The organism is Streptomyces sp. DSM 110735, from assembly GCF_016482685.1.
In the GTDB taxonomy this organism is placed as follows: Bacteria; Actinomycetota; Actinomycetes; order Streptomycetales; family Streptomycetaceae; genus Streptomyces.
Genome location: NZ_JACYHF010000032.1, coordinates 1 through 12,217 on the forward strand (window position 1 = coordinate 1; position 12,217 = coordinate 12,217).

8 protein-coding genes are annotated in these 12,217 nt (G+C 71.7%); 3 read left to right on the forward strand and 5 right to left on the reverse strand.

Going from position 1 to position 12,217, the window contains the following annotated elements:
- Window positions 1-872: 872 nt before the first annotated feature.
- From IF655_RS29620 to IF655_RS29630, 3 genes are all read right to left on the reverse strand, one after another.
- Window positions 873-3,176, reverse strand: coding sequence for an FdhF/YdeP family oxidoreductase (locus IF655_RS29620; RefSeq protein ID WP_199588282.1), 2,304 nt, complete (start codon window positions 3,174-3,176; stop codon window positions 873-875).
- Window positions 3,177-3,503: 327 nt separating this feature from the next.
- Window positions 3,504-4,067 (reverse strand): DoxX family protein, encoded by a 564-nt coding sequence (locus IF655_RS29625; RefSeq protein WP_199588241.1) that lies wholly within the window; start codon window positions 4,065-4,067, stop codon window positions 3,504-3,506.
- A gap of 91 nt (window positions 4,068-4,158) precedes the next feature.
- Entirely contained in the window at window positions 4,159-5,529 is a 1,371-nt protein-coding gene (locus IF655_RS29630; RefSeq protein ID WP_199588242.1) for a TrkA family potassium uptake protein, read from the reverse strand.
- A gap of 302 nt (window positions 5,530-5,831) precedes the next feature.
- On the opposite strand from IF655_RS29630, the gene IF655_RS29635 reads away from it, so the two are divergent.
- Window positions 5,832-7,118 carry a YhgE/Pip domain-containing protein gene (locus tag IF655_RS29635; RefSeq protein ID WP_199588243.1) on the forward strand — a complete coding sequence of 429 codons (1,287 nt, stop codon included), beginning with the start codon at window positions 5,832-5,834 and terminating at the stop codon, window positions 7,116-7,118.
- Window positions 7,119-7,635: 517 nt separating this feature from the next.
- Here IF655_RS29635 and IF655_RS29640 read toward each other — a convergent pair.
- Window positions 7,636-8,661, reverse strand: coding sequence for a cation diffusion facilitator family transporter (locus IF655_RS29640; RefSeq protein ID WP_242488992.1), 1,026 nt, complete (start codon window positions 8,659-8,661; stop codon window positions 7,636-7,638).
- A 288-nt stretch (window positions 8,662-8,949) separates the two neighbouring features.
- On the opposite strand from IF655_RS29640, the gene IF655_RS29645 reads away from it, so the two are divergent.
- Window positions 8,950-10,410: a sugar porter family MFS transporter gene (locus tag IF655_RS29645; protein ID WP_199588244.1), complete on the forward strand. Its 1,461-nt coding sequence runs from the start codon at window positions 8,950-8,952 to the stop codon at window positions 10,408-10,410.
- Window positions 10,411-10,492: 82 nt separating this feature from the next.
- On the opposite strand, the gene IF655_RS31850 is transcribed toward IF655_RS29645, so the two are convergent.
- Entirely contained in the window at window positions 10,493-10,570 is a 78-nt protein-coding gene (locus IF655_RS31850; protein ID WP_374100450.1) for a 50S ribosomal protein bL37, read from the reverse strand.
- Window positions 10,571-10,759: 189 nt separating this feature from the next.
- Here IF655_RS31850 and IF655_RS29650 point away from each other — a divergent pair, with 189 nt between their 5' ends.
- A complete protein-coding gene (locus tag IF655_RS29650; RefSeq protein WP_199588245.1) occupies window positions 10,760-12,151 on the forward strand; it encodes a glucose-6-phosphate dehydrogenase in 1,392 nt (463 codons plus the stop codon).
- Window positions 12,152-12,217 lie beyond the last annotated feature (66 nt).

The following is a 12,217-nucleotide window of genomic DNA, read 5'->3' on the forward strand; positions in this document are numbered from 1 at the left end:
CGACGCCCAGGCAGGCGGGCACCGCACGGCGCGGCAGCGCCCACGACCGGCACATGGCGGCGGGCTGCCGCCTCCCATGCCGAGGCCGACCGCGAGGCCCGGACGGCGGCCACCGACGGCGCCAGCGGCTGCCACACCCGGCCGACCCGGCACAGCAGCGGCCTGCCACATCCGCACCAGGACCGACCGCGACGCCCAGGCAGGCGGGCACCGCACGGCGCGGCAGCGCCCACGACCGGCACATGGCGGCGGGCTGCCGCCTCCCACGCCGAGGCCGACCGCGAGGCCCGGGCAGCCGGGTGCGGGAGGCGCGGCAGCGCCCGGAGGGGCTTCCCCAATTCCGCTTCGAAGCAGGGGAACCTCGGCGTGCCGGGTTGTCGTAACGTGCCGCGCCACTAGCGATCGCGTGGGGGCCGACCCGGCACGGGGCGGCGGTGGCCTGCCGTGTCCAATGCCGAGGACGTGCGCGGCGCCCAGGCGGTGGTCGGCGGAGTCGGCAAACGTCCACTAGGGAAGCCGGGACCGATAGGGGCTGACCCCCTGCGAAACAAGGGATCCTTGGCACGCCGGATTGCCGCGCCAAGGCGCCCCGATGGCGATCCAGCCCCCGGGCCAGCCGCGGCACCCGGACATCGGACGTCGGCGGAGCGGTGGCGGCCACCAAGGCAGCTCCGCGACCGGGAAGGGGCGTCGGGGGCCGGCGGCGGAGCGGTGGCGCCCTTCAGAGCAGCCCGTCACCGGAGGGGCCGGGGGCACCGGACGCGGGCCGGAGGTGCAGGCACACGACAGCCCGCGCGCACCGCTCCCCCACGCCCCCGCACAGCAAGTGACCCCCCTCACCAGAAGGGGGCCACTTGTTCGTTGCGGAGGGTTCAGGTCGCCGGGGTGATGTGGACCCTGACCTGCTTCATGAGGGGCTGGTCGCTCTGGGTGCTGTAGTCGCACAGGGCGATGAGGACGTTCATCTCGGGCATGTAGCCGGCCGCGCAACCGCGGGGCATGTCGTACGGGATGGCGAGGTAGCCGTCGAGGTAGCGGTGGCTGCCGTCCTTCGCCGTGGAGACGATGTTCACCGGGTCGAACTCCGAGATCCCGCGCTCACGCATGTCGTCCTCGTTCATGAAGACGAGTTCGCGCAGGTTCTTGATGCCCCGGTAGCGGTCGTTGTCCGAGTAGATCGTGGTGTTCCACTGGTCGTGCGACCGCATGGTGCCCAGCATCAGCATCCCGGGCGGCGGGACCACGTCCGGCAGCGGCGCGTGGGAGAACTCCGCCTTGCCGGACTCCGTGAGGAAGATCAGCTCGCGGGCGGGCTGCTTGATGCGGAAGCCCAGCGGCAGCCGCACCCGGCGGTTGAAGTCCTCGAACCCGTCGAGCACCTCGGACATGGTGTCCCGGATGCGGTCGTAGTCCTCGATGTACCACTCCCACGGCGTGGGGCTCGCGGGCAGCGCCGCACGTGCCATGCCGGAGATGATCGCGGGCTCCGACAGCAGATGCTTGGAGGCGGGCCGCTTCATGCCGACCGACAGGTGCACCATGGACATCGAGTCCTCGACGGAGGTGCTCTGGACGCCGTTGCGCTGGTGGTCCTTGTCGGTGCGGGCGAGGCACGGAAGGATCAGCGCCTCCTTGCCGTGCACCACGTGACTGCGGTTCAGCTTGGTGCTGACCTGGACCGTGAGGTCGCAGTTGCGCAGCGCCTCGTAGCTGAACGGCGAGTCCGGCACGGCGAGGGCGAAGTTGCCGCCCATGCCGATGAACACCTTGACGTCGCCCCGGTTCATCGCCTGGAGCGTGCCGACGGTGTCGAGCCCGTGGTCGCGCGGCGGGTTGATCTTGCAGACCTCGGCCAGCCGGTCCAGGAACTCCGGCTCCGGACGGTGGTCGATGCCGCAGGTGCGGTTGCCCTGCACGTTGCTGTGCCCGCGCACGGGGGACGGACCGGCGCCCTCGCGACCGAGGTTGCCGCGGAGCAGCAGCAGGTTCACGATCTCGCGGACCGTGTCGACGCTGTGCTCGTGCTGGGTGACGCCGAGGCACCAACTGATGATCGAGCGGTCGGCGTCGGTGTAGATCCGCGCCGTCTTGAGGATGTCGGCACGGCTGAGCCCGGACTGCCGCTCCAGTTCCTCCCACGGAGTCGCCTCGCACAGCGCGCGGTACTCCTCGAAGCCCGCGGTGTGGCGGTCGATGAACAGCTTGTCGATCGCCTTGGGATCGGTCTTCGCCTGCTCCAGCACTGCCTTGGCCATACCGCGCAGCAGCGCCATGTCGCCGCCGACCCGCGGCTGGAGGTCCAGCGTGCTGGTCCGCGTGGCGTGGAACGTGGCCATGTCCAGGAAGTCGTGCGGGATGATCGCCTTGGTCGCGCCCGCCTCGATGAACGGGTTGATGTGCACGACCTGCGCACCGCGGTCGAACGCCTCGGTGAGCGAGGTCAGCATCCGGGGCGCGTTGGAGGCGACGTTCACGCCGATGATGAACAGCGCGTCGGTGGCCTCCCAGTCCTTGAGGTCGACGGTGCCCTTGCCGGTGCCGAGGGACGCCTGCAGGGCGCGACCGCTCGCCTCGTGGCACATGTTGGAGCAGTCGGGCAGGTTGTTGGTGCCCAGCTCGCGCGCCATGAGCTGGTACAGGAAGGTCGCCTCGTTGCCGAGGCGTCCGGAGGTGTAGTACGACGCCTGGTTCGGGTTCTCCAGGTTGCGCAGATGGCGCCCGACGAGTTCGAAGGCGTCGTGCCAGGAGATCGGGACGTAGTGGTCGGTGGCCGCGTCGTAGACCATGGGCTCGGTGAGGCGCCCCTGGTCCTCCAGCTTGTAGTCGCTCCACTCGTGCATCTCGCTCACCGTGTGGCGGGCGAAGAGTTCCCGCCCCGCGCGTTTGTGGGTCAGCTCCCACGTGACGTGCTTGATGCCGTTCTCGCAGATGTCGAGTTTCAGACCCTTGGTGTCATCGGGCCAGGCGCATCCGGGACAGTCGAAACCACCGTTCTCGTGGTTCATCTTCATGATCGCCCGTGGGCCCTCGACCAGCGTGCCCTCGCGCAGCAGGAACTTGGTCACGCTCGTGGCGGCGCCCCAGCCCGCGGCGGGGTGATGGTAGGGGTGGAAGTACGGCTCCCCTTTGGGGATCGGGCCCACGCGGGGTTCGAGATCCGACTCCGCTTCCATCATCTTTGACTGTTCTTCGTCCAAGGTGCTCAAGGCTCTCACCCTTCCGCCGTTGGGCAGGCATCCATATCCCATATATGGCGCTTTAAGCCAGACTATGCCGGTGAAAGACCCCCCGCCACGCGACGCGCAATAGCCGGGGAATTCGGGGCATAAACTCAACTCCCTTGCCGTGAAGGCACGTTGAGAATCGGTCGAAAGCCCGAGGACGAATGGCGGAAATGCGAAGGACCCGACCTGGAAAGCCGGGTCCTTCGTCGCATATTCGAGGCTTTTCGCTCTTTATGCTCGCATGTGCGACTCACCCGTGACCGGTGCGCGAGCAGATGCCTACTCCGTCGCCGCCGCGCTCGCCCGCGCCGCCGCCCGTGCGCTCTCCTTCGCCTCCTCCGACACCGCCCGCTCCCGGCGTCCCACGACCACGGCAGCGGCGGCGCCGCTCGCCAGGAAGGAGAGCGCGATCAGGGCGGGCCGGTCGAGGCGGTAGCCGATGAGTCGGTCCAGGGAATAGCGGCCCGGTCCGAACAGACCGACGGTCGCCGCGACGAATCCGAGGTAGGCGGGATATTCGTAGCCGCCGGAGGTGATGAAGAACCCGGACTTGCGGTGCACGGCGACGGCGCCCGACATGCCGCCCGCCACCGCGGCACCGGCAGCCGGGGTGGCAAGACCGAGCGCGAGCAGCAGACCGCCGCCGCCCTCGGTGAGCCCGGAGGCGATGGCGCTCGGCTTGCCGGGCTTGTAGCCCATGGCCTCCATCGCCTGGGCGGTGCCCTCGATCCCGCCCCCGCCGAACCAGCCGAAGAGCTTCTGCGCGCCGTGCGCGGCCAGGACGCCACCGGTGCCCAGGCGCAGGGCGAGGAGCCCGAGATCCTTGCGGTGCAGCAGACCCATGGGGAGATCCTTCCGTCGGGAGAAGCGGTCCTCCCCCAGTCTTCGGGCTCTCCGCCGCGCGCACCGCCCGAGGAGGCGCGCCCTGTGCCGCTCAGTGGTGCGGGGCGGGTGCCTCCGGGGCGGACGCGGTGCCGCCCGGGTGGGGGCAGTGGTCGCGGGAGGTGAGGGGGAAGGGGACGAAGGTCTCCTCGTCCGTCTGGAGGCAGATGCCGTGCTGGTGCGCGACCACTCCGGTGACCGGTTCGCGCAGCAGCCGGGCGAGGACGTAGGCGGCGGCGAGGCTGGTGACGTCGCGGACGGTGCCCATCGGGAGCAGGGAGCGGGTCTCCGCGATGGCCTCGTGCTCCCCGGCGCGGACGACGATGCGGGTGCCGGGGGCGACGCCGTGGGCGGCGATGGCGACGGCGATGTTGTCGAGGTCGTCCGAGCCGACGGCGGCGAGCGCGCGGGCGTGGCCGAGGCGCAGCCGTTCGAGGACGGCGCGGTCGCCGCCGTGGCCGGTCATGACGGGGATGCCGAGGGAGCGGGCGAGGCGCGCGGTCGTGGCGTGCGGGTCGCGTTCGACGCCGACGACGGGGATGCCGAGCCGCTGGAGTTCGGCGGCGAGCCGCATGCCGACCTGCCCCATGCCGACGACGATGACGTGTCCGGAGCGGGGCAGGGTGCGCGGGCCGATGAGCCCGATCAGTTTCAGGCCGAGCATCCGCTCGATGATCCCGGCGGTGAACAGGGCGCTGAAGACGAGGGTGGCGAGCATCGCGAGCCCGGAGGCGATCTCGTAGCCGGTCTCGTCCTCGCCCGCCGTCGCGGGTCCCACCCCGGCGACGACGCGGGCGGCGTGGAAGAACGCCTCGGCGGGCGGATGGTCGTGCGCGACCATCCAGGACCAGTCGCCCGCGAGGACGGCGAGGATGCCGAACAGCCCGATGAGCAGCAGCCGGGCGCCCGCGTCGTACGGCCGGAGCTGACCGGCGAGGCGTCCCACGCGGTGTGCCGTACCGCGCCGGTGGGGCAGCCACTCCTCCAGGCAGGGCACGCCGTCGCGGGCGCGTACGGCGCGCAGCCGTTCGCCGGAGCGCTCCAGGGCGAGGTTGGCCGGGTCGACGCAGGGTCCGGCGAGCGCGGGGGCGGCGAGGTCGGCGGGCGAGGTCACGTCGCACTGGGGCAGCAGGCGTTCGAGTTCGTCGGAGACGGTCCGGTCGAAGACGGTGGCGACGATGGGGGCGCTGGGCACCAGGTGGGCGACGGCGAGCGCGTAGCGCAGGGCCGCGACGTCGTCGTGCAGCAGGATCGCGACGCCCTCGGCGCCGTCCGCGAGCGCGGCGCGCAGTTCCCGGTCGCCGGGCTTGGTCAGGTGGGTGACCGTGTTGCCGCGTTCCTGGAGGGTCGCGCAGACCCGGCGGCCGAGGTTGGTGTTGCCGATCACGACGAACGGCAGGGGAGGCAGGCGTGGAGAGGTCACGGGGCCGGGGTGTCCCTTCGCTCGCGGGGCGCGCTCGCCGGGTGCCGCGGGGCACCGTCGTACGGGCGCGGTACGGGAACCCTACGAGGTCGGACCCGTCCGGTCACCCGGAAGGAGGCGGGCGTCCCCGGCTACGGAGGCGGGCGACCCCGGCGACGGCGGTGGGGCGGCGGGAGGCGTGCGCCCTCGCAGGCGAGAAGTGGCGAGAAGTGTCGTGTCGTCCGGTTCGTCCGCACGCGCTCTATCGTCGTCTGCGCGCGGGCCGTCCCGTGCGTCGTCCGCCGCCCCGACCTTGGAGTTGTATGGCCTCCGGGAAGCCTTCGCGCCCCTCCGTCCACCGGCTTACCGCGAGCCGGTTGCTGCGCAAGGGCAAGCTGTGGATCGTTCCGGCCGTGATGACCGGGCTGGTGTCGCTGCTCCTCTCCCTTCTTTACATGGGCGGCATCCTCACCCCCACCGGGAGCCTGCACCGGCTGCCGGTCGCGGTGGTCGACGAGGACACCGGCAAGCCGCTGCCGGGGCAGACCGCCAGCCTCGGCGCGCAGGCGACCCGCTCCGTGCTCGCGTCCACGCAGGGCGGCGAGGTGCGCTGGCTGAAGCTGACCCGGGCGCAGGCGCAGGAGCGGCTGGACACCGGGCGGATCTACGGCGCGCTGGTGATCCCGGCCGACTTCACGGACACGGTGGGCGCGCTGCCCACCTCCCGCGCGGCGAAGCGGCCGACGCTCACCGTGCTGACCAACCCCGGCGTGGGCAGCCTGGCCTCCTCGCTGGCGAGCCAGATCACGCAGCGGGCGGCGCACCAGATCTCGCTGTCGGTCGGCAAGCAGCTCTCCGCCTCCCCGGCGGTGCGGGGCGAGAGCGCGTCCACGCGGGTGCTGATCGCCGACCCGGTGGAGGTCCGTACCGCCGTCGGCCATCCCATCGGGGCGCACAGCGGGCTCGGTCTCAGCGCCTTCTACTACGCGCTGCTGCTGGTGCTTTCGGGGTTCATCGGCGGCAACATCATCCACAACACGGTCGACAGCGCGCTCGGCTACGCGGACAGCGAGATCGGTCCCTGGCACTCGCGCAGGCCGACGGTCCCGATCAGCCGGACCCAGATGCTGGTGCTCAAGATGGTCATGACGGCGGGACTTTCCCTGCTCACCACCTCGCTGATCATGTTGGCGACGATCGGCGTGCTGGGCATGGACGCCCCGCACCCGGGACTGCTGTGGATCTTCTCCTACTGCGCGACGCTCGCCGTCGGCCTCGGCGTCCAGGCCATCAACGCCGCGTTCGGCACCCTTGGGCAGCTCGTCTCGATGTTCGTCTTCATCGCCTTCGCCCTCCCCTCCTCCGGCGCCACGGTCCCCCTGGAAGCGGTCCCCGGCTTCTACCGCTTCCTCGGCGCCTTCGAGCCCATGCGCCAACTCGCCTCCGGCGTCCGCGCGATCCTCTACTTCGACGCCCGCGCCGACGCCGGCCTCGACCGAGGCTGGCAGATGATCGCCATCGGCTTCGCCGTAGCCCTCATCTTCGGCTTCACCGCCACCCGCTACTACGACCGCCGCGGCCTGTCCCGCATGGTGCCGCGCCCGGCGTGACGGGGGCGGGTGCCGGTCCCGGCGGGCGCCCCCCACGCGTGGTGTACGACGGCATGACCCGCCAGGGGTCGCTCCCACGCGGGCGGGGGTCGGGCATGAACCGAGACGGCACGACCGGGACGGGGCACGGTGAACCGCAGCCGCCCGGCTGGTGTCGACCCCGGGCCCGGCAGGAACAGCGCCGCTCCCGGCCGGGAAAGCGGGACTGCCCGAGACCGATGGAACCCACTGCCGCCGTCCCCAGCCCGAGACTCCGACCGGCATACCGTCCCCTCGGAGACAGGGCACGTCCGGGACCGACGCGGCTGCCCGCTGCCGGGGCGACCGACGCGAGCCGGGCACTCCACCGCCCCAGCCGCGAGCGCGGGCCAGCGGCCCGGCCGCCGTCGATGCGCGCCCCCACGTTGGCCGCCCCACACCACCCAAAACCAACGGAGGTGACAGATCAGCCCGACTCAACCTCCAAGGTATGAGCCTCACTTGCCCTACAGGCGGCAGACCGGTCCCACCCCACCCGTCAAACCGCCGGAGGTGCAGGCGTGCGCGGTGGCGTCGGGTCCAGGTACACCCGCTTCACCGCCGGAATCAAGGTGCGCAGGCGCGTCTCCGCCTCCTCGCAGGCCCATTCGATCTGGCTGGAGGTGGAGACGTCGCGGAAGTCGATCTTCGCGGCGATGAGGATCTCGCCGGGGCCCTGGACCATGGTGGTCAGTTCCAGGACCTCCTGGACGGCGTCGACGGAGAGCAGTTCGCGCCGCACGGCGTCCCGCATCGGTTTGGGCAGGGCGCGGCCGACGAGGAGTTCAGTGTTGGCGCGGCCGAGGACCCAGGCGACGATGATCAGCAGGACACCGATGAGGATGGACGCGACGCCGTCCCAGACGCCGGAGCCGGTGAGCTGGCCGCCGAGGAGACCGAGCGCGGCGAGGATCAGGCCGATGAGGGCGGCGGAGTCCTCCATGACGACGGCCTTGACCGCCGTGTCGGGGGTGTGCTGGAGGTAGCGCAGGATGGGCACGCGGAAGTGCTCGGCGCGTCCGGTGGCCTGCCTCAGACCGGTGCGCAGGGAGAGCCCCTCCAGGACGAAGGCGACCGCGAGCACGATGTAGGAGATCAGCGGGTTGCCCGGCTTCTCGCCGTGGGTGAGGGCGTGGATGCCGTCGTAGAGGGCGAAGACGCCACCGCCGACGAAGGTGGCGACGGAGGCGAGCAGCGCCCAGATGTACCGCTCGGGACCGTAGCCGAGGGGATGGTCCTCGTCGGCCGGTTTCCGGCTGCGTTTGAGGGCGACGAACAGCAGCCCCTCGGTGACGGTGTCGGCGGCGGAGTGCCCGGCCTCGGCCAGCATCGCGCTGGACCCGCTGAGGACACCGGCGACGGCCTTGGCGAGCGCGACGCCGAGGTTGGCGGCGGCTGCCACCAGCACCGTGAACGTCGATCCGCCCGCGCCCGGACCGGCCGCCGAGCCCACCCGCGCGTCCAGGTAGGGGCCCTTGCGCGCGTTCGTCCCGGGTTCCTGCTCGGGTTCACCCTGTTCGCTCATAGCCGGACAGTAATCCCCTTCGGTGCGGGACGTCCCGGCGTGGCGGCGCACGCGCGGGTGCGGCCCGGACGGGGCCGGTCCCGGGACGGCCTGGGCCGGTGCTCGCCGTCCAGTCTCGACGGCACTCGACGCCCCGGCCAGCGCTGCCGTCCGTCCGGGCGAAAGGCGTACCCGCCCAGGTCCGCGCCCGTTTCCCCGGCGGTCCGGCGCGGAAGACCTTGCCCGCACCGCCACCCGGCCCACACCCGGGACGCACTCTGAGGACACGCCGGACGAGGGGACGCGCAGATGCAGGGGTTCTCCCGCGAACCGGGGACGCACGGGCCGGTCACCGAGGTGCCGCCCGAGGGGATGCGGAGGATCTACCGGTGGGCGGCGATGATCGCCGTCGGCGGTTTCCTGTTCGGCTACGACACCGGTGTCGTCTCCGGCGCGCTGCTGTTCGTGACCGACGACTTCCGTCTCTCCCCCACCGAACAGGGCACGATCGTCAGCGTCCTGCTGATCGGCGCGATGGTGGGCGCGCTGTGCGCGGGGCGCCTCGCGGACGCGATCGGGCGCCGGAAGGCGGTCGCCCTCGAAGGCGCGGTCTTCCTGGTGGGTACGGCCATCGCGGCGACGGCGCCCGCGTACTGGACCCTGCTGATCGGCCGCGTGGTGCTCGGTCTGGCGGTGGGCGCCGCCTCGGCGACCGTGCCGGTGTACCTCTCGGAGATCTCCCCCACCCGCGTCCGGGGCCGGGTGCTCAGCGCCAACCAGCTCATGATCACGGTCGGCATCCTGGTGTCGTACCTCGTGGACCTGGCGTTCGCGGGCAGCCGCGACTGGCGGCTGATGTTCGCGCTCGGCGCGGTCCCGGCGACCGTGCTGACCCTGTGCTGTCTGCTGGTGGTGCCGGAGTCGCTGCCCTGGCTGGTGCGCCGGGGCCGCTGGCGGCAGGCGCGCGAGGTGCTGGGCCGGGTGCTGCCGCCCGAGGACGCGTCCCGGGTGGTGGCCCGGCTGCGCAACGAGGTGCCGGGTCCGCGCCGCAAGCCGGGCGAGGAGCCGGAGCGCCCGGTGGGCTGGCGCACGCTGCTCACGCCGGGCGTGCGTCCCGCCCTGGTCGTGGGCCTGGCGATGGCCGTGATCCAGCAGTTCGGCGGCATCAACACGATCATCTACTACGCCCCGACGATCATCGAGAAAACGGGTCTGAGCGCCTCGAACTCGATCTTCTACTCGGTGTTCATCGGCGTGATCAACCTGCTGATGACGATCCTGGCCACGAAGCTGATCGACCGCGCGGGCCGCCGCACGCTGCTGCTGGTCTCGCTGGCCGGGATGGCGCTCCTGGTGGCGCTGCTCGGGCTGAGCTTCATCGCGGGCTGGAACTCCGAGCTGTCCCTGGTGTGCATGATCCTGTACATCGCCGCGTACGCGGGCGGGCTCGGCCCGATCTTCTGGGTGCTGGTCGGCGAGGTCTTCCCGCCCCGGGTGCGCGCGCTCGGTTCGAGCACGGCGACGACCGCCAACTGGATCGCCAACTTCGTGGTCAGCCAGGCGTTCCTGCCCGTGGCCGCGGTGATCGGTCAGGGCCAGACCTTCCTGGTCTTCGCGGTGATCTGCTTCCTGGGTCTGCTGTTCGTGGCCCGCTTCGTCCCCGAGACCAAGGACCGCTCGTACGAGGAGATCGACGCGGCGCTCCAGGACCGCTTCGGACACCCGCGCGGCGGTCACGGCGCGATGAGAGAACCGGCGGGGCGAAGCTGAGGCATCGGGCAGAGAAATGAGGCAGGGCCCGGGTTCCTCCCCCGAGGGAGAGGCGCCCGGGCCCGTGCGTCTCAGGCCGGTGTCAGCTCTGAGGCCGCTTGCCGTGGTTCGCGGCGTTGCCGCGGCGGGCCTTCTTCTTACGGCGGCGCTTCGAGGACATGGGATACCTCCTGCGGCTGTCGACGGCTCGGTCAGGACGCACGGCGGAACGGGCCACCGCGCGACGCGTCCGGACACCGTACATGCCGTCCCCGCACCGAGCCACCGCTGCCCGGCCGAGTCGCGTACCAGGTCCGGGGCACGGACGATGGCCAGGAAGGGTCGCGTCCACGGTGAGGAGCGGGAGCCCATGCCCGGTTCGTGGGAAGCCGATGCTCTGGTGATCTTCGGGGTGACCGGGGACCTCGCGCAGAAGATGACGTTCCCCGCGCTGTACCGGCTGGAGCGGCGGGGGCTGCTCGACTGCCCGGTGATCGGTCTGGCCGGCCGCGAGCTGACGGGCGCCCAGCTCGTGGAGCGGGTCCGCGAGGCGGTGGAGGCGGCCGAACCGTCCGTCAACGAGGCTGTCTTCGACCGGCTGGCGAGCAGGCTGAGCTATATCCACGGGGATCTCCAGGGTCCGGACCCCTATCACCGCCTCGCGGATCAACTGGGCGGTCGCAGGCGCCCGTTGTTCTATCTGGAGACCCCGCCCTCGCTGTTCACGCCGATCGTGGACCAGCTCGCCGCCGCGCGGCTGCTCGGTCAGGCGCGGGTGGCGCTGGAGAAGCCCTTCGGACACGGGCTGGCCTCAGCACAAGCGCTCAACCGGCAGCTCACCCAGATCCTTGACGAGGGGCAGATCCTGCGCGTGGACCACTTCCTGGGCAAGGAGCCGGTGATCGAGCTGGAGTATCTGCGGTTCGCCAACTCCGCGCTGGCCGAGGTGTGGCACCGCGACAGCGTGTCGGCCGTGCAGATCACCCTGGCCGAGGAGTTCGGGGTGGAACAGCGCGGCCGCTTCTACGACGACGTGGGCGCGGTGCGGGACGTGGTGCAGAACCATCTGCTCCTGGTCCTCGCGCTGGTCACGATGGACCCGCCGGTCGGCTCCAGCGCTGCCGACCTGTGGGCCAAGCGGGTCGAGGTGCTGCGCGCGATGCCCGACGCCGACGCCCACGACTGTGTGCTCGGCCAGTACACCGGCTACCAGGAGATCTCCGGGGTGGCGCCGGGTTCGACGACGGAGACGTACGCCGCGCTCCGTCTCGGCATCGACAACTGGCGCTGGGCGGGGGTGCCGGTCCTCATCCGGGCGGGCAAGCGGCTGCCGGTGCGGGTGACCGAGGTGCGGCTGATCCTGCGCGAGCCGCCCACGCTGAACTTCCTGCCCGATCCGTGCCGGGTCGCCGGGAACCAGATCGTGCTGCGCATCGACCCCGAGGCGGGGATGCGGCTGCAACTGTCGGCGCTGGACGAGAACTCCGCGTGGCGCATGGTCCCGCTGGACAACATCTTCGCCCGCGAACTGGGCGCGCCGCTCGCGCCGTACGAGCGGCTGCTGTACGCCGCGCTGACCGGCGACGACCGCTACTTCGCGCCGCAGGACGTGGTGGAGCAGTGCTGGCGCATCGTGCAGCCGCTGCTGACCTATCCCCCGCCGGTGCACCCCTACCCGCCCGGCTCCTGGGGCCCGCCGCAGGCCGACGCGCTGGTGGCGGGCGGGGTGCCGTGGCAGCGGCCGTGGGTGCCGGGCGGGTGAACCGGCGTACGGGGCCGAGGACACCCGCCGGTCACCGGTCACCGCCGCCGACTGGCAGGCGACTTG